The organism is Desulfitobacterium dichloroeliminans LMG P-21439 (genome assembly GCF_000243135.2).
Lineage (GTDB): Bacteria > Bacillota > Desulfitobacteriia > Desulfitobacteriales > Desulfitobacteriaceae > Desulfitobacterium > Desulfitobacterium dichloroeliminans.
This window is the reverse complement of the sequence record NC_019903.1, coordinates 3,110,316-3,134,640: the sequence shown is the minus strand read 5'-3', so window position 1 is coordinate 3,134,640 and position 24,325 is coordinate 3,110,316. Positions and strand designations below refer to the sequence as shown.

Genomic DNA, 24,325 nt, shown 5'->3' with positions numbered 1-24,325 from the left:
CTCCTACTACGTGTAAAAGAAAGAAAATGAAAAGAGGGGCCTGTCCCCTTGATTCAGAGGAGTATGTGTTGTGATTATCATTCGTAAGGCGGAATTTATTACTTCTGCCGTAAGTGTTAATGGATACCCGGAAGGGCCTGAACCGGAAATTGCTCTGGCGGGACGTTCCAATGTGGGTAAATCCTCGTTAATCAACAAGTTTATTAATCGCAAGAATCTTGCTCGGACGGGAAACACGCCGGGCAAAACCCAAATGATTAATTTTTATCGGATTAATGATGAATGGGGCTTTGTGGATTTGCCGGGATACGGTTATGCCAAGGTCTCCAAAGAGCTCAAGGCCAATTGGGGTAAGATGATGGAGGAGTATTTCTCTAGGAGGGGGAATCTAAGAGCTGTTATTCAGGTCGTGGATATTCGCCATATACCCAGTCTTGAAGATGAAGAGATGCATGGTTTTTTGCGGAATCGTGGACTACCGGTGCTTGTGGTGGCTACCAAGGCGGATAAGATTTCTAAGGGGCAATGGGGGAAGCATTTAAGTCAGATAGCTAAGGCCCTGAATATTCCGGATTGGCGTATGATTATCCCCTACTCGGCGGAGACTGGACTAGGGGTTCCTGAGCTACATCAAGCTCTTGAAGAAATACTCGCTATGACGGATGAAGATGTGGAAAGTGGCGAACAAGAATCTGAAGTCTGATAGTTTGCCGAAAAAGATAATATGGAGACCTTTCTAGATAATGAGAAGGCTTCCCTCTGAATATACATTATGGGGATAAAATACTTTGATCCCAAAAGTGTATGTAAGGAGCGGGAGCCTTTTGAACGATTTAGTGATGATGGTTATCGGTCTGGGGATTATTTTAATGTCCGCTGAAGTCTTTACCAATGGGGTGGAGTGGCTGGGAAAACGACTTAACCTTGGGGCGGGAGCGGTAGGGAGTGTGCTGGCAGCCGTGGGTACAGCTCTACCGGAGACGATGGTTCCGATTATTGCCTTCCTTGGTATGGGCGGTGGGGAAGAACTCGCCGATGTGGGAATTAGAGCGATTCTGGGTGCTCCTTTTATGTTAGTTACCTTAGCCTTTTTTATTTCAGGTGTGGCAGCATTGATTTTTAGGCGTAGCAACAAGCCCTTGTTTATCAACACGGCCGTGATAAAGCATGATCTTGCCTTTTTCTTAGTGGTGTATGGTATAGCAATCGGGGCCTCTTTTTTACCTAACCACCAAATGAAGTTAGCTGTGGCGGGTCTTTTACCTATTCTCTATTTAATTTATGTGATAAAAACTGTGTACAACTGCTTGGGGACGGATGAGTGCGGCTATTTAGCACCGCTTTATTTTTCCCAGCGTCATTCTAATCCTTCCCTCGCAATTATTTTTATCCAGCTGTGTTGTGCTTTGCTGGGAATCGTGGCGGGGGCTAATGTGTTTGTAGGAGCTGTGCAATCGGTCGCTCTACTAACTGGGATTCCAGCTTTTATACTGTCCTTGATTATTACTCCGATCGCGACGGAGCTTCCGGAAAAGTTTAATAGTGTCATCTGGTTGAGGAGAGGGAAGGATACTTTGGCCTTGGGAAATATTACTGGGGCAATGGTTTTTCAAAGCTCTGTGATTCCGGCCTTAGGTATAGCTCTAACGCCATGGCAACTGGAGCCTCTTGCTTTATGGAGTGCTCTACTGGCTATTGGTTCGGGACTTTTTATCTATTTGACGCTACGGCGAAGAGGGTCCCTTTGTCCTCTGCATTTGCTGGCGGGGGGAGGATTTTATTTATTCTTTATCATCACTCTGCTTCGGTTTCAGCTTTACTGATCAGGAGAGATTCGGAAGATTCACAACCACAGAAGTGCATTTTTGCATCAGCTAAGCATTGGTAATGGCGCTCTTCATCAGCCGAGATTTGGAGAAGAATGGTTTGAATCTCGGGAATAGGAATTTTCCCGGCTAGGTCGGTATAGTGTTTTGCGGCAGCGGCTTCATCTTTCATGTTGTAGTCAAGAATGGCGCAGAGGTCTGTGCTGTAATTTAGGTAACGAGAACGCCAATCAAACCAACGCCCTTTGCTGAAGGCTCCATAACGGGGGTCTAGACCCAAAAAGCGGATACACCAAGCCAGTTGTTCTAAATGGCGTAGTTCGTCATAGGCAAGAGGCCTTAGGAGCTCATCGAACTCTGGCCGATCGAGGACTACGGCTTGGTATAGGTAGGTCGTTACCGCGGAAAGCTCGGAATCTTTACCGGCATAGACATCGAATAGCCACATGGCATAAGTAAAGTTAGGCTCGGATAGTTCTCCGGGCGTGATATCTTGACATTCAGAGGTGGGTAACAAAAGCACCTGGCCAGGATAAATGCGGTCTGGATGTTTGAGGTGGTTGAGATTGATAATATCGGACATTTCCACTTTGTAAGCGTTGGCGATTTTATAGATGCTGTCCCCAGGTTGTACAACATAGCGGGTGTAGTCCATGGAGAATCCCCCTTCCTTGATTATTACTATATTCTCTAGCGGGTTAAGATGGGAAAGGAAGAATGTTCCTTTTATCTCGGACTTTCCTTGATTGCACGCATGAATGGGACAGGTCTGACATAGATATGAAGTAAAGAATGGAAGGGAGCGATCCGCATGGGAAATTCGATCCTTAAGGGGATGAGTGCCGCTCTATTAGTTACCGTCATTACTTTGCTTGCGGGATTATTTTGGACAGCCATGGGGTTTACGGGATTATCCACCACCATGTTAATGGATATTGGATTGGTAGTAAGTTGCCTTGCAGCAGGATATGTGACGGGCAAGGAAAGCGGGCAGTGGATTTTAGGTGGGGCGTCTAGCTTAGGTTATGTCTTGCTTTGTGTCTTTTTGATTGCCCTTTTTTTAGAGCTGAGTGCGTGGGGGGTTATCCAGGTTTTAGCTGAAGGAGGGTTAATCGGAATTCTTGCCGGAGCTTTTGGAGCGGGTAGTGGGGGAAGTGTACTACAATCCTCGCGAAGAGCTCCTAGGTCTTATGGGTGGGGCGACGATTATAGCGCTAGAAGGACATATAGTGGCTCGGCTGGACGAGCTAGTGGGTATGATGAGTGGGATAATCATATGGAGGATTGGGACGATTTTTTGGAAGATGATCGAAAGGCCTCCTACAAGGAACCGCCCTCTATACGGCAGAGAGAATTTAAAAAGCAGGACCGACAGGTAGATTTGACTGAAGAGGATTGGGAGTACAGTCAAAGGGAAGAGGAAAATAAGTTTACATCTAACCACAGTAAAGCATGGTGGGAAGAAGATGTCCTTTAGTATAGAATCTGGCATGGGTCGCAGACTATAAGTAAATATCAATAGGGTTTATAAAGGAATGGTTATGTGAACAGCGGCCTTGTCTATTTTGGTTTAGGGGTAGTAGCCAGCTTTCTCGGCTGGATGCTTTTAGTGTTGATAGCCTTCTTTCTAGGCAAACGTTTCTTTCGGACGGGAGTGCAGAGGATCTTTGATCTTGTGGTGAGTAGGTTGTTAGAGGATCCTTTTTCTGAGAACCTACTTGAGCTGTGGAGTGCTGTGAGGAGAACTTCCTTTCAAAACATCATTCATATCAGTATGCGAGCAGAAACAGGAAAAATCATCAAACGACCTTTAGGCAGTCCCAAACCCTTTAACCATTATGATAATCTTTTATTTGTTCCTGCCCAACTTGTACGGTCACCTATCGAGGTCAGTGTTCCCGTGGATTTATCTGTAACCCTCGGACCTAAAGCTGAGAAGCCAATGACCCTGCCTATTCCCTTGCTGATTGGCGGCATGGGTTTCGGAGTCGGCTTGAGTGAACAAGCAAAAGTTGCTTTAGCCAAAGCCGCCAAAGAATTAGGGACAGCTACGAATTCTGGGGAAGGTCCCTTTTTGGCTGAGGAAAGAAAGGCGGCGGGGAAATTCATCTGGCAGGTCAGTCGTCATGACTATGGCAGAGATCCTCAAGGAATAGCAGCAGCGGATATGATTGAAGTGCAAATGGGACAAGGGGCGCGCATGGGTGGACATGTGATAGAGCCTCATGAAATCAAGGGGAAGGCCCAGAAGATCATGGGGATTTCACCTGTTTCCTCTCTGAAGGGTTACGCAACTTTCCCTGATATTACAAGTCCTCAAGATTGGCCGCGCTTCATTAGAGATTTGCGCAAAGAGGTGGGTGGTAAACCCATCGGACTTAAACTCATGGGTGGGGGAAGGCTTGAGGCAGATTTGGCAATCGCCATCGAAGCTGGTTTTGATGTCATTTGCGTTGGCGGTTCACAGGGTGGGACGGCTGCATCTTCGCCCACAATCAGTGATGATTTTGGCATGCCGAGTATCAATAATCTTGTCCGAACGCAACGTTACCTTAAGGAACAGGGGGTAAGGCATGAGGTGAGTCTGATTGCCGCAGGGGGATATGCTACCCCCGGTGAATGCTTAAAGGCCCTTGCTTTGGGTGCTGATGCTATTTATGTTGGTACTGTACCTCTTTTTGCCCTAGTACATAAACAGATCGGTAAAGTGATGCCTTGGGAACCCTTGACTCAGTTGGTCTATTATAATTCAAAATATAAGAATCGGCTGGATGTCGAGCTGGCAGCACAGAGTGTGGTGAAGGTGATAAATTCTTTCACCATGGAGATGGAGGAAGGGATTCGAGCTATGGGTAAAAAATCGATAGCAGATCTTGGTCCTCATGACCTGGTGGCACTGGATCAATGGACTGCTGAGTTGACCGGAGTACCCAGAGCTTAATGTGGAGGGTAAAAGAGGGAGAAGGGAAGTTGTAGAAGTAAGTTGTAGGGAAGTTGAAAGTGAAGGTAGAAAGCACAAGTGAAAGGAAAAGAACAGGAAAAAAGCAGCTTTTGATGAGACTTAGCTCATCAGAAGCTGCTTTTAATATGTATTCAATAATAATAGATTAGTTCAGTCTAAATTTGCGGGCTGCCTGTTGGAGCTCCATCGCTGTATCGGATAGTTCTTGCGCAGAGGAATGAATCTCCTCCATAGCAGTCATTTGCTCAGAGCTACTGCTGGCGACTTCCTCAGTCTGAGCGGTTGTTTCTTGACAGACGGCGGAGACCTGGGTCACCTCATGAGCAATGACGTCGGAACTTTGAGTGATTTCGCGGGACAAAGAGGAAACCTTCTGGATTTGCTGACCAAGCGTTTGGGTGCTTTCTTTAATCCGGGTAAATGCTTCTTGTGCATTATGGATAGCATGTGCACCGCTTTGGACAACATCCTTTTCGGAATCCATGCTGGCTATGGCTTCATCGAGGCTATTTTTAATATCGAAGATAATGGTTTCGATCTGGGCGCTCGAGAGAGTGGATTGTTCAGCAAGTTTACGAACTTCCTCTGCGACCACGCTAAAGCCTCGTCCATGTTCTCCGGCTCGTGCGGCTTCGATAGCTGCATTTAAAGCTAAGAGGTTGGTTTGATCAGAAATAGCCTTAATGGTTTCCACAATCGAACCGATGACGGTGGATTTTTCGCCGAGGGCGGCAATAATCACTGCGGTGCTATCTACAGAATGATGGATATGATCCATCTGTTGATTGACTACACCCATGGCGGTATCGCCATCTTGGGCCAGTTGTAAGGACTGTTGGGAGGATTGATCAGCTAATTGGATATGATCTTCAATCTGGCGAACGCCCTGGGCCATGGATTGGATATTGGTCATAATGTTCTGGACACTATTGGCTTGGGTCTGTGACCCGATTGCTACTTGTTGAAGAGATGAGGAAACGAGCTGTGCAGATTGAGTGGTAGATTTTGATTGGGTTGATAAGACGTGCGTGGAATCGGCAAAGATATCCGCACTGTTCGTAATGCCGCCAACCAAGGAACGGAAATTCTCGGTCATTTCATTTAAGGAAGCACATAGAGTTCCAAGCTCATCCTTTTGTCCCATACTGTAAATGGTTGCCGTAAGGTCACCCTTGGCTACTTTTTCGGCGAAGGCAACGCTATTCCTTAGAGGAGTTGCTACCAAGAAGGAGATGTAAAGACCATAAAAAAGAACAATAATACCAGCGGTTATCAATAAACCAAGATAAAGTCCGATGTTCTGTTCAAGATCGGCTCCCGTCTTTACCATGTAATAGATTACTCCTCCAGCTGAAATGGTGATCATAGCATTGATGCCAAAAGCCAACGCAAGCTTTGATGATACTGATAAATTAAACCACCATCGTACAATACCGGAGTGCTTAAAAAAGAATTCGCTTATTCTGTTTAAGAAATGTTCCATTCCGACCCTCCCTATAGATAGATTCCCTTTGACATCTTTCAACATATTACCATTCCATATTGTATCATAAGAATTTGTAATTGTGGAGTGAAGATTTTGAAAACATTATTTCGAACACAATAGTAAAGTAAATACAATGAATGTCTTTTGACATTATGATATTATAAAGATATAATAAAAAAATAATAAAACCAATATAACCAATATAACCAATATAACCCGAAGAATGTGAGGAATAGCTGAACCTGCGGTTTAGAGAGGAAGACAGATGCTGAGAGTCTTTCCCGTTTGGAGGTTAGGGTCGCACAGGAGGGGCAGGGGTGAATAGGGTAGCCCTTGACGGTTTGCTCGTTATCGCATTATAGAGTGCAAGGAGTTCTTTTCTTATTGCCGCTTGATTGCTTTGTTTATAGAGCATATTGGCAAGAGTAATTTGACTCTTTGAAAAAAGGTGGTACCGCGAGTCTTTCGTCCTTTAGAGGAAGAAGGGCTTTTTTGTTATATTTTTTTGTTATCTATGAAAGGAGCATTACTAATGTCAGAGGAATTAAAAATGGAAAAGGTCTATGACCCTAGTCGAGTTGAAGGAAAATGGTATCCTTACTGGGAGGATAAAGGGTATTTTCATGCGGATGTGGATGATACCAAGGAACCCTTTAGTATTGTCATGCCTCCGCCGAATGTCACCGGTGCTCTGCATTTAGGACATGCAATCGATAGTACTATCCAAGATGTTCTCACCCGTTTTAAAAGGATGCAAGGCTACAATACCTTGTGGCTTCCCGGAACGGACCATGCAGGTATTGCCACCCAAGCCAAGGTGGAGGAGCAGTTAGCCAAGGAAGGCACCAACCGCCACGAACTCGGCCGCGACAAGTTCCTAGAGCGGGTCTGGGACTGGAAAAGCGAATATGGAGGACGGATTACTGGACAACTTCGTCGCCTTGGTGCTTCCTGCGACTGGTCGAGAGAACGCTTTACGATGGATGAGGGTTGCTCCGATGCAGTACGGAAGGTTTTTGTGGATCTCTATAATAAAGGCTTGATTTATCGTGGCAATTATATCGTCAATTGGTGTCCCCACTGCCATACCACGATCTCTGATATTGAAGTAGAGCATGTGGATCGGGAAGGGCATCTTTGGCATTTGCGTTATCCTGTAAAAGATAGTGAAGAGTTTTTAGTGGTAGCGACTACCCGTCCAGAGACCATGCTGGGCGATACGGCTGTTTCTGTTCATCCGGAAGATGAACGTTATCAACATCTGATCGGCAAGACTGTGGTGCTACCTTTAGTGAATCGGGAAATCCCCATCATTGGCGATGACTATGTGGATCGTGAGTTCGGAACAGGGGCGGTCAAGATTACCCCAGCTCATGATCCTAATGACTTTGAAATGGGTCTGCGTCACAATCTGCCTTCCATCTCGGTCATGGACCGTGAAGCGAACATGAATGAAGAGGCTGGAAAATACCAAGGTATGGAGCGCTATGCGGCTAGGAAGGCTATCGTCAAGGATCTTGAAGATTTGGGAGTATTGGTAAAGGTCGATCATCACGAGCATGCTGTAGGGGAATGCTATCGTTGTTCCACGGTTGTTGAACCCATGGTCAGTAAACAATGGTTTGTTAAAATGGCTCCCTTAGCTAAGCCGGCAATGGAAGTGGTAAAGGAAGGGCTAATGGAATTCGTGCCTGATCGTTTTACCAAAATCTATCTGGGCTGGTTGGAGAATATCCGGGATTGGTGTATTTCTCGTCAGCTCTGGTGGGGTCATCGGATTCCAGTCTGGTATTGTGAAGATTGCGGAGGGGAGATCTGCGTGCAGGAAGATCCGGAGATTTGTCCCAAGTGCGGTTCTAAGCATATTGCCCAAGACCCGGATGTCTTGGACACTTGGTTTTCTTCCGGGTTATGGCCCTTCTCTACCATGGGTTGGCCGGAAGATACCCCGGAGCTGAAGCAGTTCTATCCCACATCAGTACTCGTGACCGGACGGGATATCATCTTCTTCTGGGTAGCCCGCATGGTTTTCATGGGTCTGGAGTTCATGAAGGATGTTCCCTTTAAGAAGGTGATGATTCATGGTCTTGTCTTGGATGCTCAAGGGAGGAAAATGAGCAAATCCTTGGGTAATGGTGTCGATCCCCTAGAAATTATCGATCAATACGGCGCCGATACCCTGCGGTTCATGCTTATTACCGGCAATACTCCGGGTAATGATCTGCGTTTCCATCCTGAGCGCTTGGAGGCGACTCGCAACTTCGCCAATAAGATTTGGAATGCCTCGCGCTTTGTGCTGTTAAATCTTCAGGACTATACAGAAGGTCCACGGGGCGACCTTAAGCTAGAAGATCGTTGGATTCTCTCGCGCTATGAAAAGACCGTCAAGGAAGTCACAATAGCCCTTGATCGCTTTGATTTAGGTGAAGCTGCTCGTCTTCTCTATGAGTTCATCTGGAATGAATTCTGTGATTGGTATATCGAATTGGCTAAAGGTCGACTCTATGATAAGGAGCATCCGGAAGCACGTCATACTGTCCAATCAATTCTCCTTGAGGTATTAGAAGGAACGATGAAGCTCTTACACCCCTATATGCCCTTCATTACGGAGGAGATCTGGCATAATCTACCGGTCACTGGGGAAAGCATCATGATTCAATCTTGGCCTCAAGTCGAAGGATACCAAGACAGTTCGGCTGAGGAACACATGAATCAGATTATGGAGGTTATCAAAGCCATCCGCAATATCCGCGCTGAGATGAATGTTCAACCCGGTAAAAAAGCTGAGATTATACTCGTTGCTCCAGAGCAAGAATCCTTAGGAGTTCTGGAAATGGGTAAGGAGTGCATCAGACTTTTAGCCGGAGGTTCTCAAGTTGATGTGGTGGCGAGTTTGGAAGTTAAGCCAGCTCAAGCTGCCAGTGCAGTCCTAGAGGGTGTTGAGGTTTACCTCCCCTTACGAGGACTTCTCGATCTGGACAAGGAAATCGCCCGCGTCGAAAAAGAAATTGCCCAAGCCCTTCAAGAGCAAAGCCGTCTGTCTGGAAAGCTTAATAATGAAGGCTTTGTCGCCAAGGCTCCTGAGCAAGTTGTGGCCAAGGAGCGAGAGAAGCTTGAAGGAATCAACGGACGAATCGGGGCGCTACAGGTTCGCTTGGCAGAGTTGAAGGAGGCGTAAGCTTCGCGGAGCTGCTTCGTGGGGTTCGCTTCTAGGTAGGTCTTAGTAGAATAGTTTTTTAGTGAAGCATGCTGGTTTCTCTGGAGGGAATTAGCATGCTTTGCTTGTTTGAGATTCGCTGGAAGGGGTTGTCTCTAGGGTTTTTTGGGCGGATCACCAGTAGTCTCCAGGATATTGATTTGCACCGGTCACTCAGTAAGCTGCGCGCACCCGTTCTAACGCTCAAGCATACGGCTCCGAAAGGTTACCTGCGCCGTTTTGTCATTCTCTGTGGCTGGCGGCTTGGGCGAAAGCCTCATCCGGCTTTCGTTGACTAAAATCGCCATCCCGAAAAGCGGGCGAGCTTTTCGCACTTGTTTGGCTCTCTAGTCAGTTGGAAACGTCCTGTTTCCAACCCGACTCCGCTGCATGCTTTTCGCGAAGAACGGGTAGCTGCTCGCTTAGAAGTCGTTCCCTCTTGCAAATCAATATCCTTGGGTTTTCTAATGGGACTTTCAGCAGTATTCGGAGTATTCCAGCCGATTGTGGCCCATTCTTTGTAGGTGGGTAGCTCGAGCTTGAACATTCGGGTGTGAAATATTACTATCGAGCACTCCCGAGAAACTCTGTGATTATGCTACTTTGACCCCGTAACACAGCCCAAGGATTTTGCCATACAGCAGAGAACGGATTTAAGCGAGCAGGATGCCAAACTTCGCGAAAAGCTAGCAGCACAGACGGGTTGGAAACAGGACGTTTCCAACCGCCCATTGAGCAGGAGCGATTTGGGCGGGAACCCGTCGGAGCGAAGAGCTTGAGCGATTAGTTTGGCACCGCGTAGCTTATAGAGTGAACGCGTATGGCAAAATCCTGGAGACTGCTGCTTACACTAAGACAGCCGTTTTAAGCTAAGGAGACAGCCTCTAGCGAAGCAAAGCTACAACCCGCCCGCAAAATTCTCCCAACGAATTGCAGGAAAATCGACACTAATAGGGAATTATCGCATAGTAAACTCGTACATAATAACCATGTGCCAACGCATGCAAACCATAGAGGGTAGCACATGCGAGGATTCAAAGGAGGAGCATAAGGTGAAGGATAAGGAAACCTCGGGGATAAGCGAGCGGGGACACCAAGTAAATTTACAGGAGGGGTCCTCCTTAGAGCCTGAATATGAGGAAGCGCAGGAGTATCTTGTTAACCTTACGAAATTTGGTATGAACTTTGGACTCGGTCGCATTGAGGAACTTCTTAAGCGGGTGGGTAACCCTGAAGAACATCTGAAGATTATTCATATCGGCGGAACGAATGGCAAAGGGTCGACCAGCATGATGATTGCCGAAATCCTTGAAGATGCCGGATATAGGGTAGGGGTGTTTACTTCTCCCCATCTCCACGATTATCGTGAGCGGATCACGATCAATGGCGCAATGATTCCGAAAAGAGATGTTATTAAGCTGATTCAAATGCTTCGCCCGCATTTAGAGGACCTTGTGCAGCAGGGGGTAGAGCATCCTACCGAGTTTGAGGTCAATACGGCCATGGCGATAAAGTATTTTGCGAATCAAAAGGTGGACTTTGTGGTTCTCGAGGTAGGATTAGGGGGAGCTATAGATTCCACCAATGTGGTTAAGCCACTGATTTCCGTAATTACCAATGTAGGCATGGATCATATGAATTACCTCGGTGAAACCTATGAAGAGATTGCCCAAGTCAAAGCAGGGATTATAAAAACTGGCGCCACTACGGTAACCGCGGCACATCGCCCAGAGGCTTTAAATATTATCCGCGAAAAAGCGAAAGCTGTGGGGTCGCCCCTTTGGGTTGTGGGTGAAGATGTCCATTGGGAGACGCGTTGGAGTGGGGAGTTAGAACAGGAATTTGATCTCGTAGGGCTACGCGGGGTGTATAACAAGTTGCGTCTACGTCTAGTCGGGGAACATCAAATAGTGAATGCCGCGACTGCGGTAACCGTGTGTGAAGTGCTGAAATCAGAATATGGAGTCAAGCTCGAGCGAAGAAATGTTTATGAGGGTCTTTATAAGACTCTTTGGCCAGGTCGTTTGGAACTGCTCTCCCTTAAACCGAAGATTCTTATAGATGGTGCACATAACGTAGATGGGGCCGAGGCATTGGCGAAGGCTTTAGATATTTTTCAACGGCGGCGGCTGGTTTTATGTATGGGTATGCTGGGAGATAAGGAACGAGAGAAGGTCGTAAATCTCCTTGCACCCTTAGCTGATGAGGTTATCGTGACAAAACCCAATTCGCCTCGGGCTGGAGATTGGCAGTATTTAGCCCGTTTGATTGAAGAAAAGGGTAAGCCGGTCACCATCATTGAGGAGCCCCGTGAGGCAATGAGGGAAGCATTTGCCCGCTTGGCGATGGAAGATATGCTTTGCGTAACTGGCTCTCTCTACATGATTGCCGATGCTCGACAGACCTTATTAGAGTTATTGCAGCAAGGGCGCTAAACTAGGAAGGCCCCCAATAGGAATGTTAAAATTTGCAAGAAAAATTAACATAAACTTAACATTAGGGGCTACAGAATTTGCTACAATACAACAGGATATCGTTACAATAACGACTGGAGGTTAGTTAATGTTTGGTCTATCTACAAAAGAAGATAAATTTTATGCTTTATTTAGGGAGAGTGCAGAATTAGCCTGTTTAACGACACAGAAACTTGAAGGGTTAATCTGCCAAAATTCTGTATCTGCTGAAGAGGCTGAAATGATGCATGATTTAGAACATCGAGCTGACAAAGTAACGACAGAAATTGTGGACCGTTTGAATTCAACACTCATTACCCCTTTGGACCGTGAAGATATCTATACCCTTGCCCAAAACCTTGACGATATTGTGGATTTAAGTCAAGGAGCAGTGGAGCGTATGTCCCTTTACCATACTAAAAAACCTTCCATGGGGGCGCAGGAAATCGTCCGCACCATAGTCAAAGCTGTGGAACACCTCAAAACGGCATTCTGTTGCTTAAATAGTATCCACTTTAAGCGGAGTGAAATTCTTGCCGCTACAGAAGAAGTGTATCGCCTTGAGGCAATAGGAGATACCTTATACCGTCAAGAAGTGGCGCGTATGTTTGAACAAGAAAAAGATGCGATTGAAATCATTAAGTGGAAAGAAATTCTTGAACATTTGGAAAACACCTTGGATCAATGTGAAGAAATCGCGGATCTCCTTAAAGGAGTTGTATTGAAGTATGATTAGTTCCAGTGCGTTACTGATTCTCGTCGTATTTTTCGCACTGGCTTTTGACTACATCAATGGATTCCATGATACGGCTAACGCCATTGCAACGAGTGTTTCAACACGCGCGCTCACTCCAAAGCGAGCAGTTATAATTGCGGCAATACTTAATTTTACGGGTGCTCTAGTCAGTACAGGGGTGGCTCAAACGATAGCCAAGGATATTGTTAACCCGGAATTTGTGACTCAAGAGATTGTTATCGCTGCCTTGATTGGAGCAATTTTTTGGAATCTATTGACGTGGTATTTTGGTATTCCCAGTAGTTCCTCTCACGCTATTATTGGCGGAATGATTGGAGCTGCTGTCTCTAAAGTTGGTTTTGATGTTCTTCAGACTCAAGGCATCCTGAAAATTGTTGCTGCCTTACTTATATCTCCGATTGTCGGTATCATTCTAGGTTTTATTATTATGAAAATACTCTACTTTATTTTCGGTAAATTTGCTCCGTCTAAAGTCAATCAGGGTTTTCGCAAGATGCAGGTGCTTTCTGCGGGACTCTTGGCTTTTAATCATGGCTCCAACGACGCTCAGAAATCCATGGGTATTATTACGATGGCCCTTGTGGCGTCTGGTCTGCAAGACCCATCTAATCTTGATCCGGCCCTATGGGTTAAGATGGCCTGTGCTTTAGCTATGGCATTAGGTACAGCTGCCGGCGGCTGGAAAATCATTCGGACCATGGGTGGTAAGATCTTCAAATTAGAACCGATCAATGGCTTTGCTGCAGACTTGACCTCCTCAATCGTTATTTGGACAGCTACAGCTCTCCCGGGGCTGCATTTACCCGTATCTACGACTCATGTGGTATCGGGCTCAATTATGGGTGTGGGGAGCGCTAAGCGGATCTCTGCTGTTCGCTGGGGTGTAGCTCAGCAGATGCTGATAGCCTGGGTGGTTACGATTCCAACTGCGGCGATCACATCATTCCTTTGTTATAAACTGATTAGTGTTATTTTGTAACATAAGAATTTTTTAGAAGTTATATAGTTTTTTTAGAGGAACCGTTTTCGGTTCCTTTTTCGTATATAGATTGAGGTATGTAGATCGAAGTATGAAGATTGATGTATTTAGATTTTAACGTAGACAGATTTTAATCGATATACTCCCCAAATTTAATGACATGAACAGCTTCCCTGGCACATAAATTGATATTAGCTTCAGGTTGTCCGAAATGTGAAAGTTTTGTTAAATCTGACTTCAAACCATGATTTTCAATAGGAAGAAGTTGACAGCAAAAAGAGAGGGTGATAGTATTTATAAATATAATCGCTGGATTATTAAGTTATTCGGAGTTTTTGCTAGTATCTTGATTGTATGGATGACTTGTTATTTTGGTTATACTTATGTTAAGTTAGTCACACAACCCAAGGACTCCCCTTTATCCTCGAAAAGCTTGTCGGAACAAGAAGAATTCCTTTTGACTTTGGATAAAATTGAATTCTGGACTTGTCAGATGGGAGTATTTAATTCCGAACGAAACGCTAACCAGGAGAAAGAGCGATTACAAAAATTAGGGTGGGATGCCCAGGTTATCTCTAAAGATCCGTTTATTGTAGCAATAGGCTTAGCTTATGCAAAGGATGAATTGCTTCCGATTCAAGAGTTGCTGAAAGAGGGTGGAATGGTTACTGTTCCAAAATTTATGACTAATCCTGAACGTGCCTTTCAGATTCGAGGCATTGGAGCAAAGGAAACAGCTGAGATTTTAGTGGGTGTCAATACCTACCTAAATACACCTTACGCCACCAGGGAAAAAATCCTCCCGCAGTTTGAAAATTTGATGCTGACAACTTCTCGTGGGTTGAAGAATTTGCAAGAAGCTTCCTTATCAATGATTAAGGCGGAGAGAACTCTGATGGTCGATATGAGGAAAATTATGTCCTTGCGCCTTTATGGAGAATACCTGAGAGCTATAGAAGTATTGAAAAATTAAAATCTTATTTTATTATCTTATAATTAATATTTAATTTTTTAATCTTTAAGTCAAGCTAAAAATTTGTTTACCTACAGACTTAGTGATATAATGTACTTGCTTTAAGGAAATAAGAAACGGGGGATCACTTTAATGAAAACACTTAAAATCCCAGAAGCTACAATTATTCGTCTATCTGTTTATTCAAGACATTTGACAGATGTAGATCGTAAGGGGATTATCACAATATCATCGGGTGAGATTGCTGAAGGTGTTGGGGTAAGTCCAGCTCAAGTGCGTAAGGATTTAGCGTACTTTGGTGAATTTGGAACTCGTGGTGTGGGTTATAATGTAAAAGATTTGCATCGCCACATTTTGAAAATCCTTGGTTTGAGTGAGGATTGGAGCGTTTGCCTTGTTGGTATGGGTAACCTTGGTCTAGCTCTGACTACTTACAAAGGTTTTCGTGAGCGCGGATTTATTATCACCAGTATCTATGATAATGATCCGATGAAGATTGGTACCGTATATCATGGCGTCGAAGTCATGTGTATCGATCATATCGAAGAAGTTGCAAAAAATAACAAGACGCAGATTGGCATCATCGCTGTACCCTCTAGCGCTGCTCAAGCGATTGCGGATAAACTTGTCCGTGCCGGTGTGCAGGCGATTCTCAACTTTGCGCCTGTGGTATTAAACGTTCCACCGGAAGTCGAGCTTAGAAATGTAGACTTGGCGGTTAATCTTGAGGTGTTAACCTTTAATGTGGGCGCCCATCGTTTATAATATAAGATGGGTTATACTTTCTGACAGTATAAAAAATATAGATTTGAAGAAAAGTAAGACAAACTATTGTCTTGCTTTTTTGCATAAAAAATGAAAGTAAATGGAATGATGAGGAGTTATTATGCGTAAGGAAAAAGATCTACTCGGCATGATGGATGTCCCGGATCACGTCTATTATGGCATTCAAACCCTCAGGGCAAGAGAGAACTTCCCGATTACGGGATATCGACCACATCATGAACTTATACGTGCCTTAGGCCTAGTAAAAGCCGCAGCAGCAAGGGCGAATATGGAGATTGGCTCAATGTCCCGTGACGTGGGCGAGGCAGTTGTCCGTGCTTCCATGGAAGTTGTTGAAGGCCGGTTCGATGATTATTTCGTAGTGGATGTTATCCAAGGGGGCGCAGGTACTTCCTATAATATGAATGCTAATGAGGTCATCGCCAATCGGGCCATTGAAATTCTTGGCGGAAAAAAAGGAGATTATAATCGCGTGCATCCGAATGTCCATGTAAATATGGCCCAAAGCACTAACGATGTTTTTCCTACGGCTATTCGTATCGCTTGCCTAAATGTAGCAGACGATTTGCTCCTGGCCCTCAAGGAATTGCAGGCAGCCTTCGTGAGTAAGGCTCAAGAATTTGATGGAGTCATTAAGATGGGAAGAACTCACCTTCAGGACGCGGTTCCCATACGCTTAGGCCAGGAGTTTGCGGCCTATGCACAAATGCTGGAGCGAGATATTCGGCGTATCGATGGGGCTTCTCAATCCTTGCTGATTGTCAATATGGGAGCAACTGCAGTAGGAACCGGTTTAAATGCTGACCCGGTGTATATTGAGAAGGTTTCTGATCTTTTGAGAGAGATCACCGGTTTGCCGCTCAGAAGAGCGGAGAATTTAGTCGATGCCACTCAGAACACGGATGCCTTTTTGGAGGTATCTGGGGCTCTGAAGACTTTAGCGGTTAACCTTTCCAAGATTGCCAATGATCTAAGGCTGATGGCTTCTGGTCCAAGAACGGGTTTCGGAGAAATTACTCTACCGGCCATGCAGCCGGGCTCGTCCATTATGCCGGGGAAAGTTAATCCGGTGATGGCTGAGGTGGTCAATCAAGTTGCCTTCCAGGTCCAAGGCAACGATTTTACAGTTGCCTTGGCCTGTGGAGCGGGACAGCTGGAACTCAATGTGATGGAGCCGGTGGTAGTCTTTAATCTTCTTCAATCCTTAGATATTCTCCGAAATGTTATTAAAGTCTTTAAAGAGCGTTGTGTGGTCGGTATAGTTGCCAATGTGGAACGCTGTCGTAACCTGGTAGAAAATAGTGTGGGTGTTGTGACAGCAATCAATCCTCATGTGGGCTATGAAGTAGCATCACGAATTGCCAAAGAGGCGATTATTACAGGTCGTCCTGTGCGGGAGATTGTTCTCGAAAAAGGGGTATTAACGGTTGAAGAATTAGATTTAATCTTGAATCCTTTTGAAATGACAAAGCCAGGGATTAGTGGCTCAGAGTTACTTAAGGGGAGACGTTCCTAGGGTATTTAATGGACAATAGATGATGATTTTTGGATCAATAGAGTGTTAATAGTAAGTTTATCTTTTTAAGGTGAAGCCCCCCTTGCGAATTGGTTATGGAGATGCTAAACTAAAAAGTGTCGAAAAATTAGCCAGGAGCAACATGCCCTGGCTACATTTCTATGGTTGAAAGGGGGAAGAATATGCCGGCAGGTCGAAATAATTCGGGGACGGGTCGCACGATTCTCCTTATTCTGTCAGGAGCCGCCATTGGCACTTTATTGGGTTATGGGCTGGAGAAGTTTACCTTTTTAGCACCCTTTTTGCGCCCGGCGGTTATCGATTTTCCTTCTCATACCTATCTGGATTTCTTTTTTATGTCTTTCTCCTTTGGCTTCCGTTTAAGCATCACTATCGCAACGATATTAGGTGCTCTCGGTGGTTATTATCTAGCTAGGAAGTGGTAGAATGCTCGTACTGGCTTCAGCTTCTCCGCGTCGAGGGATGCTTCTGAATGAAGGGGGATTTCCCTTTACTCGAGTGGAAGCAGATGTTTCTGAAGAACTCTCCCAAGGGGTTTCCCCTGATTCAGCTGTAAAGGAACTGGCTTTGCGTAAAGCTCAGGCTGGATTGAAGAATTGGTTGGATTTGGGTGGGAGTCGCGAGGATGTGGTTATCGGAGCCGATACGATTGTTGTTTTAGAGGACCGCATTCTGGGCAAGCCTAAGGATGAAAAAGAAGCAGAGGAAATGCTTACCGCTTTAAGTGGGCGAGGACATAAAGTGTACACCGGGGTGGCGCTCATCAATGGAGCAGGCCGCCAAGAACATGGTGTAGTGCAGACAGCAGTTTTTTTTCGTTCACTGACTCATCAGGAAATCTTGGAATATATTGACTCTGGCGAGCCTATGGACAAAGCGGGTGCTTATGGTATCCAAGGTCTTGGCGGTCATTTAGTGGATTATTTTAGGGGATCCTTAAGCAATGTGATTGGTTTACCCATGGAATATGTCAAAGCAAGACTGAGCGTGTGGGGGATTAAGCATGGAGATATCGCCCTGCATGAGGTGAAGGATGGATTATCGCCGGTTGAAGGATCTTCCCGAGGAATTGCTACCTCGTGAACGCTTGTTTCAATGTGGTCCGGAGGCTCTCTCTAATCGAGAGATTTTAGCAATTTTGCTGAGGACCGGCCTTAAGGGAGAGAATGTTCTAGATTTTGCTGAGCGGCTATTGACTCAAGCCGGAGGATTATCCGGGTTGGCTCGCTTGACAGTTCATGAATTGACCCAGCTGCATGGTATGGGAAATGCTAAAGCGGCCGAGCTTAAGGCGGCCTTGGAGCTGGGACGGCGTTCGGTTTCCTCCGACCCCTTGGTTAGGCCCGTTATCAATTCTCCTCAAGATATTGCACATTTGGTCATGGAAGAAATGCGCTATCTGGATCGTGAGCATTTCCGAGTGGTAAGCCTATCCACCAAGAATCATGTCTTGGGAATTAGCTCTATCTCGGTGGGGTCTCTGAATTCTTCCCTGGTACATCCTCGGGAGTGCTTCAAAGAAGCTATTCGGCGCAACTCCAATGCGATTATTCTTTTGCATAATCATCCCAGCGGTGATCCATCACCCAGTCGTGAGGACCTTGATGTGACCCAGCGGTTATCCGATGGCGGACAAATTCTGGGCATAGAAGTCCTTGATCACGTAATTATTGGAGATAATCGGTACATAAGCTTGAAAGAACGAGGGATATTATAGGGGAAGCACATAGCCCTCGGGAAAGTAGCAGATTTTGGCTAAGGGTTGGCCCCTCAAAGGACTTATGGATTTCGTATTATTTCTTAGGATATATATATCGTAAAAACGGAAGGGGAATAACCAATGTTTTTTGGTAAGGATTTAGGAATTGATTTAGGTACTGCGAATACGTTGGTCCATATGAAGGGCAAAGGAATCGTTTGCAATGAACCTTCTGTGGTCGCGATTGATACAGAAAAGAAAACTCCTCTGGCTGTAGGGGATAAAGCCAAGGAAATGATCGGTCGAACCCCGGGCAATATTGTGGCGATTCGCCCATTAAAGGATGGAGTTATTTCAGATTTTAATGTAACTCAGAAAATGCTCAAATATTTCATTTCCAGGGCTTTAGGTACGGAATCTCCTTTTGCTCGCCCACGGGTTGTCATCTGTGTACCTTCCGGAGTGACCCCTGTTGAAGAACGTGCAGTTAAGGAAGCGGCCTTAGCAGCGGGAGCTAAGGATCCCATCATCATGGAAGAGCCTATGGCTGCTGCTATCGGCGCAGGGCTTCCGGTGAGTGAACCTACGGGAAATATGATTGTGGATATCGGTGGTGGAACCACGGAAGTTGCGGTTATTTCCTTGGGCGGAATTGTTACAAGTCGCTCCATTCGCGTTGCAGGTGATGAGATGGATGATGCCATTGTGGCACATATCAAACGTCGCTATAACTTAATGGTGGGTTATCGCACGGCTGAAGATATTAAAATGGAAATCGGTTGTGCTTATCAAGCTGAAAAAGATAAACGCTATCAAGTCCGAGGACGGGATCTGCTGACAGGCTTACCAAAAACTGTAGAGATTACGGCTGAAGAGATTCAAGAGGCTCTTCAAGAACCTGTGTTAGCTATCGTTGAAGGGGTAAAGTCCTGCCTCGAAAAGACTCCTCCGGAGTTGGCAGCAGATATTATGGACCGTGGCATTGTGATGGCAGGGGGAGGATCCCTACTGCGTAATCTGGACAAGCTCATTGCGGATGAGACGGGGATGCCGGTACATCTGGCCGAAGACCCACTTTCTTGTGTGGCTCTAGGGACGGGAAAGGTTTTAGAGAACGAGGATATATTCCGGAGAATTGCTGCATTGCAAAAAAGCTAGAGTTTAAGGCGGGGAGGAAGGCCTGGTGCGAAAAAGAGTGAATGCAACGGGGATCATGGTTCTCGTTTTCTTCCTCGTGTTAGGCGTGCTTGTGAGTATTCGCTTAACTGGACTGGGAAGCCAATTTCCTAACCCAATCGGTGGGGTATTGCAGCGTGCCCTCAGCCCAGTACAGAATGTTATTCTGAGCGCGGGAAACAGCTTCAAAGAGAACACTCGCGTTTTTTGGAATTTTAGTGATGTACAAAGGGAGAATGATGAGTTAAAGGCGAAAGTAGAGCAACTGACGGGTGATAATCTGAAGCTTAAAGAGCAAGTTTTGGCCGGATTGCGCTATAATGAACTGGATCAAGAGATGTTTAACAGTCCTAACATAGATAAATATTCGAAGATTGGTGCCAGTATTATTAATCGGAATCCTACGGCATGGTATCAGACCTTCAACATTAACCGTGGGTCTAAAGATGGGATAGCTGTGAATGATCCGGTCATCGTTGCTTTAGGACTGGTCGGCAAGATTGTCTCCGTGACGCCGACCACTTCAGAAGTTCTTTTAATCACAGATAGTGAAGGACAAGTCAGTGCTTCGGTGCGGGGAAGTACCGGATCACCAACCTTTGGTATTGTTGAAGGAACCTATAAAAGAACCACTCGACTGGAAGCTGAAGGTAATCTTCAGATGCTATTACGTCGTGATGATAATGTCAATATTGGCGATTTAGTATTAACTTCCGGTATGGGAGGAGTATATCCCAAAGATATTCCCGTCGGTAAAGTAGAGCAGATTCAATTGGATGGCTCCGGCTTGTTGAAAACGGCCTATATTTCTCCTTTTGTAGATTTTGAAGCATTAGAGGAAGTTTATATTGTAAGAAAGACAGGGGGGCAATAACGATGCGGCGGAATATCCTCATTATCGTTATGCTCCTTTTTAGCCTGATTCTGCCCGGAACCGTCTTTAATTTTTTGTCATGGGGTGGAATTAAGCCAGATTTATTGTTGCTCTTTACCATTTATATGGCTCTGCATCATCGGACACTGCCGGGTGCCTTATGGGGATTAGGAGCAGGTATATTAGCAGACTTTTATCTGGGCAGGCATTTCGGAATGTATGCCTTAACCTTAACGATGGTTGCCTTGCTTACCGGTTGGCTCTCCGAGCGATGGTATCGGGAAAACTTTTTCTTGATTGCCCTCTTGGTTTTTCTGGTTACGTTTGTGGGAGAAGGTGTCATCGCCTTTTTGAATATCCTCGTAGGGGCCCGATGGGCCTTCGATGATGCTCTGCGCTTGGTCCTCGGTGTCTCAGTTTATAACGCGGTTCTCGTGCCTATTACGTATCCCTGGATTCATCGGTCGTTTACGAGAGGGTGGCTTAAGTATCGGCCGAAGTATGATCGATAGGGTGGCTTTTGCTGTGCCTTGACTTGCTATGGGGGCTTGTGTAAGCATTTCCTTGGGCTAGAGTTACGTGCAAGTCGAGTTGCGTTACAGACGCTCGGAAATTACACTCGCAGACCGAACTAAGAGCCAGACTGCCTCTTGCAGCGGCGGGGTTACCTGCGCCGAAAAGCCGTTCTTTGTAGCGTGCGGCTTGGGCGAAATCCTCATCCGGATTTCGTGGCCTAAATCGCCATCCCGAAAAGCGGGTGAGCTTTTCGCACTTGTTTGGCTCTGTAGGCCGCGAGCAACGACCCGGCGCCGACGAGTGTTCTTATGAGCGGGCGGCTTGGGCGAAAGTATTCACTGGATACTTTCGTGTGTTGCTCGCCCCGCTATCTGGGGTGCAGTTTGGCCCAAGTTCGGTTGCTGCTCGCGTAAAAACCTCGCTTACTGTAATCGCAACTCACTTCGCAGGGTAGGACTTAGAATAGCTTTTCAGGGTGAGCTATGGTATGGCATACGAATCATTCCCGAAAACCTTATAAAAATTACCCAAGGATTTTGATTGACAGTAGAGAACGGCTTCTAAGCGAGCAGCTACCCGTTCTTCGCGAAAAGCACGCAGCGGAGTCGGGTTGGAAACAGGACGTTTCCAACCGCCCATTGAGCAGGAGCGATTTGGGCGGGAACCCGATGGAGCGGAGTGCTTGAGCGTTAGAACGGGTGCGCGCAGCTTACAGAGTGAGCGTGTCAAGCAAAATCCTGGAGAGGCCTCAGAGAATTTTGGGAAATCGCTATAGAGTCTATCGCATAAGAAATCTTAAAAACCTACTAATACAGACAAGTCTAGAATTATCAACCAATCCAAAGGAGGCGAGAAAATGGAAGAAGATCAAGAACGCAAACCCTACGTCCGTCGGCTCTGGGCACTCAGTGCCGTAGTATTCCTCATATTCCTGATGCTCGGCTTTAACCTTTGGCGCCTGCAAATCGCCGAAGCCTCCTATTACGAGAGCAAGGCCCAAGGCAATATCATGAAGCTTGTTTCGATTCCGTCGAATCGTGGCGATATCATTGATCGCAATGGTGAGCTACTCGTCACCAGCGTGCCTCAGTTTGCCTTGACCATTGATTGGATGGAATTACAAAGTGCCAAGAGTGGAGACTGGAAAGAAGTTATTACTCGTTTGGCTGGCTATATTAAACCCTATTGGCCCATTGAGAAACAAGGGGTTGAGTTCATTGCCGAAGATATCTTGGTAATGATTCAAAACCAGCAGTGGGAACGCTACCGTCCTGTAACAGTTATGAGCAATGTTCCTGACCCTCTCAAAGCAATTATCGCCGAGCATAAGGATGAGCTACCGGGTGTTAACGTAGAAGCCCTACCAGTGCGCGATTATCGAAAAAATACCCTCGCTGGTCATCTCCTCGGTTATGTGCGTGAAGTGAGTGAAGAGGAGATTGATAAGTTTAATCAGGATCCCTATGCTCAACAGGCAGGCTTTACTTACACACATGGGGATCTGGTTGGCAAAATGGGGGTAGAGAAGAGCTATGATTATTGGCTGCGCGGCAGAGAAGGGGTACAGCAGGTCATCGTTGACAACAGTGCTCGCCCCATAGCTAAAGAGGTCATCCAACCTGCGGAACCGGGAAAGACGCTGCAGCTAACCCTTGACGCTGAGCTTCAAGCTGTTATGGAAAAGTCTTTAGATGATGTGTTTAGGAATGAAGTGCACAAGGACCGTCCGGATGCTAATGCCGGAGCGGCAGTAGTTATTGAAGTTAAGACGGGAAAAATACTGGCCATGACTTCGCGGCCTTTTATGAATCCTAATGATCTGACCGGTATTATTTCAGAGGAAATTGCTACAAAATATTTCACAGCGGAAGAGGCGGCATCTTTTGACCGAGCATTAGCGGGGACTTATGCACCCGGATCAACTTTTAAGATGACGACGGCCTTAGCTGGTTTGCATTCAGGTGTGGTGACACCCAGCGAGCAGTTTAACAGCTCCAATGTAGTAGCCACCTTAGGGACTGTAAACGGTATTCAGGAATGGTCCCCAGGCGGATTTGGTTTAGTGAATTTGAATCGAGCGATGGCGAAATCCTCAAACACCTATTTCCAAGCAGTAGGGCAAAGGGTGTTCGCTAAAAATGGTGAAATGCTGAAACAGATTGCTAATGAGTTGGGGCTCGGTGTCTATTCTGGGATCGACATTCCCGGTGAATCTAAGGGTAACGCTCCATCCCCTGAATGGAAGAAAGCAACCTTCGGCCCTGCATATGAAAAAACCAGAGATAATAATCTTGCAGATATCGAAAAAGAGTTTAAGACAAAGCTTGCGGAAGCTAAGGATGAAGATGCCAGAAAAAAGCTAGAAAAAGAGAAAAAAGCTAAAATTGACCAAGTGCATGCTGAATACAACTACAATGTCCGTTGGTTTATAGATTGGCAGTATTTTGAGACCTTCAACACCGCTATCGGGCAAGGGGATAATACCTATACCCCTTTGCAACTGGCAAATTACGTTGCTACGATAGTAAATGGTGGCAAACGCATGCAACCCTATATAGTGGATAAGATCCTTGACCCAGTCACTGGAGAAGTAGTTCATCAAAATCAACCTGTGGTAAGAAATACAGTCTCTGTCTCTCCTGAAAACTTAAAGGCGGTTAAAGAAGCTATGAGCAAGGTAACCAGTGGAGAAGGAACGGCAGCTTGGCTTTTTGCTGATACTCCGCAATACACAGGCGGGGGCAAAACGGGTACCGCACAGCTCGGATCAAAGAATACAGCGGCAGGGGATTTATTTAATGGGGTCTATGTGGGTTTTGCACCTTATGATGATCCGGAAATTGCCTTTGCAGGAGTTGTAGAATACGGATATCACGGGGGAGATACAGCGGGTTTGATTGCCAAGGCAGCCTTTAAGCAATATTTTGGTTGGTAGTTGACCCTGTGACAGGGATTTGGTGGTAATATAACGAAAGATTGGATAAAAACGAGGAAATTTACCCTCGTTTTTTTCTTTTACCGAAAGGGAAACGGGTGAGCACTGTAGAATTAGTATGAGCGTCAGTTAAAATGGCGTGAATTTTTAATGCACAAAACTTTGGATTG

At 45.8% G+C, this 24,325-nt stretch carries 23 protein-coding genes and 1 other annotated feature; of the genes, 19 read left to right on the top strand and 4 right to left on the bottom strand.

Annotated features, from left to right (window positions below; translation table 11 throughout):
* Positions 1–70 precede the first annotated feature (70 nt).
* Positions 71–703, top strand: coding sequence for a ribosome biogenesis GTP-binding protein YihA/YsxC (gene yihA / locus DESDI_RS14915; RefSeq protein WP_015263446.1), 633 nt, complete (start codon positions 71–73; stop codon positions 701–703).
* A gap of 121 nt (positions 704–824) precedes the next feature.
* Positions 825–1,823: a sodium:calcium antiporter gene (locus tag DESDI_RS14910; protein WP_015263445.1), complete on the top strand. Its 999-nt coding sequence runs from the start codon at positions 825–827 to the stop codon at positions 1,821–1,823.
* Here the strand turns inward: DESDI_RS14910 and DESDI_RS14905 are convergent.
* Positions 1,795–2,481, bottom strand: a complete 687-nt coding sequence (locus tag DESDI_RS14905; RefSeq protein WP_015263444.1) for a LysM peptidoglycan-binding domain-containing protein — start codon at positions 2,479–2,481, stop codon at positions 1,795–1,797. The two genes, DESDI_RS14910 and DESDI_RS14905, sit on opposite strands and share 29 nt — an antisense overlap.
* Before the next feature lie 156 nt (positions 2,482–2,637).
* Between DESDI_RS14905 and DESDI_RS14900 the strand changes: the two genes are divergently transcribed.
* Positions 2,638–3,303 (top strand): YrzE family protein, encoded by a 666-nt coding sequence (locus DESDI_RS14900; protein ID WP_015263443.1) that lies wholly within the window; start codon positions 2,638–2,640, stop codon positions 3,301–3,303.
* Positions 3,304–3,426: 123 nt separating this feature from the next.
* The gene (locus DESDI_RS14895) at positions 3,427–4,767 is read left to right on the top strand and encodes an FMN-binding glutamate synthase family protein (protein WP_156801187.1); all 1,341 of its coding nucleotides are present in this window, start codon (positions 3,427–3,429) and stop codon (positions 4,765–4,767) included.
* A 166-nt stretch (positions 4,768–4,933) separates the two neighbouring features.
* Here the strand turns inward: DESDI_RS14895 and DESDI_RS14890 are convergent, their stop codons facing one another.
* Positions 4,934–6,271, bottom strand: coding sequence for a methyl-accepting chemotaxis protein (locus DESDI_RS14890; RefSeq protein ID WP_015263441.1), 1,338 nt, complete (start codon positions 6,269–6,271; stop codon positions 4,934–4,936).
* Positions 6,272–6,484: 213 nt separating this feature from the next.
* Positions 6,485–6,750, top strand: a binding site (T-box leader).
* A gap of 56 nt (positions 6,751–6,806) precedes the next feature.
* On the opposite strand from DESDI_RS14890, the gene DESDI_RS14885 reads away from it, so the two are divergent.
* On the top strand, positions 6,807–9,452 hold the full coding sequence (locus DESDI_RS14885; protein ID WP_015263440.1) for a valine--tRNA ligase: 2,646 nt from the start codon (positions 6,807–6,809) through the stop codon (positions 9,450–9,452).
* 313 nt (positions 9,453–9,765) lie between these two features.
* Here DESDI_RS14885 and DESDI_RS18130 read toward each other — a convergent pair whose 3' ends face one another.
* On the bottom strand, positions 9,766–10,017 hold the full coding sequence (locus DESDI_RS18130) for a hypothetical protein (protein WP_041219524.1): 252 nt from the start codon (positions 10,015–10,017) through the stop codon (positions 9,766–9,768).
* 505 nt (positions 10,018–10,522) lie between these two features.
* Between DESDI_RS18130 and DESDI_RS14870 the strand changes: the two genes are divergently transcribed.
* From DESDI_RS14870 to DESDI_RS17940, 13 genes are all read left to right on the top strand, one after another.
* Complete coding sequence (locus DESDI_RS14870) at positions 10,523–11,905, top strand: bifunctional folylpolyglutamate synthase/dihydrofolate synthase (protein ID WP_015263439.1); 1,383 nt, start codon at positions 10,523–10,525, stop codon at positions 11,903–11,905.
* Between the two features lie 127 nt (positions 11,906–12,032).
* Positions 12,033–12,659, top strand: a complete 627-nt coding sequence (locus DESDI_RS14865; protein WP_015263438.1) for a DUF47 domain-containing protein — start codon at positions 12,033–12,035, stop codon at positions 12,657–12,659.
* Positions 12,652–13,659: an inorganic phosphate transporter gene (locus DESDI_RS14860; RefSeq protein WP_015263437.1), complete on the top strand. Its 1,008-nt coding sequence runs from the start codon at positions 12,652–12,654 to the stop codon at positions 13,657–13,659. Before DESDI_RS14865 ends, DESDI_RS14860 begins: the two co-directional genes overlap by 8 nt.
* A 463-nt stretch (positions 13,660–14,122) precedes the next feature.
* Positions 14,123–14,632: an SPOR domain-containing protein gene (locus DESDI_RS14855; RefSeq protein ID WP_242825408.1), complete on the top strand. Its 510-nt coding sequence runs from the start codon at positions 14,123–14,125 to the stop codon at positions 14,630–14,632.
* A 132-nt stretch (positions 14,633–14,764) separates the two neighbouring features.
* Entirely contained in the window at positions 14,765–15,397 is a 633-nt protein-coding gene (locus tag DESDI_RS14850) for a redox-sensing transcriptional repressor Rex (RefSeq protein ID WP_015263435.1), read from the top strand.
* 121 nt (positions 15,398–15,518) lie between these two features.
* Positions 15,519–16,934, top strand: coding sequence for an aspartate ammonia-lyase (aspA, locus tag DESDI_RS14845; protein WP_015263434.1), 1,416 nt, complete (start codon positions 15,519–15,521; stop codon positions 16,932–16,934).
* 182 nt (positions 16,935–17,116) lie between these two features.
* Positions 17,117–17,380: a DUF4321 domain-containing protein gene (locus DESDI_RS14840; RefSeq protein WP_015263433.1), complete on the top strand. Its 264-nt coding sequence runs from the start codon at positions 17,117–17,119 to the stop codon at positions 17,378–17,380.
* A gap of 1 nt (position 17,381) precedes the next feature.
* Complete coding sequence (locus DESDI_RS14835) at positions 17,382–18,038, top strand: Maf family protein (protein WP_015263432.1); 657 nt, start codon at positions 17,382–17,384, stop codon at positions 18,036–18,038.
* Positions 17,989–18,672 carry a RadC family protein gene (gene radC / locus DESDI_RS14830; RefSeq protein ID WP_015263431.1) on the top strand — a complete coding sequence of 228 codons (684 nt, stop codon included), beginning with the start codon at positions 17,989–17,991 and terminating at the stop codon, positions 18,670–18,672. Before DESDI_RS14835 ends, radC begins: the two co-directional genes overlap by 50 nt.
* 123 nt (positions 18,673–18,795) lie before the next feature.
* Positions 18,796–19,812 carry a rod shape-determining protein gene (locus DESDI_RS14825; protein ID WP_015263430.1) on the top strand — a complete coding sequence of 339 codons (1,017 nt, stop codon included), beginning with the start codon at positions 18,796–18,798 and terminating at the stop codon, positions 19,810–19,812.
* A 25-nt stretch (positions 19,813–19,837) separates the two neighbouring features.
* Entirely contained in the window at positions 19,838–20,704 is an 867-nt protein-coding gene (gene mreC, locus DESDI_RS14820) for a rod shape-determining protein MreC (RefSeq protein WP_015263429.1), read from the top strand.
* Between the two features lie 2 nt (positions 20,705–20,706).
* Entirely contained in the window at positions 20,707–21,216 is a 510-nt protein-coding gene (mreD, locus tag DESDI_RS14815) for a rod shape-determining protein MreD (protein ID WP_015263428.1), read from the top strand.
* 245 nt (positions 21,217–21,461) lie between these two features.
* Positions 21,462–21,674 carry a hypothetical protein gene (locus tag DESDI_RS17940; protein WP_172635913.1) on the top strand — a complete coding sequence of 71 codons (213 nt, stop codon included), beginning with the start codon at positions 21,462–21,464 and terminating at the stop codon, positions 21,672–21,674.
* Positions 21,675–21,700: 26 nt separating this feature from the next.
* Here DESDI_RS17940 and DESDI_RS18125 read toward each other — a convergent pair whose 3' ends face one another.
* The gene (locus tag DESDI_RS18125; RefSeq protein ID WP_172635912.1) at positions 21,701–21,859 is read right to left on the bottom strand and encodes a hypothetical protein; all 159 of its coding nucleotides are present in this window, start codon (positions 21,857–21,859) and stop codon (positions 21,701–21,703) included.
* Between the two features lie 217 nt (positions 21,860–22,076).
* On the opposite strand from DESDI_RS18125, the gene mrdA reads away from it, so the two are divergent.
* Positions 22,077–24,155 carry a penicillin-binding protein 2 gene (mrdA, locus tag DESDI_RS14810; RefSeq protein ID WP_015263427.1) on the top strand — a complete coding sequence of 693 codons (2,079 nt, stop codon included), beginning with the start codon at positions 22,077–22,079 and terminating at the stop codon, positions 24,153–24,155.
* Positions 24,156–24,325: the final 170 nt, after the last annotated feature.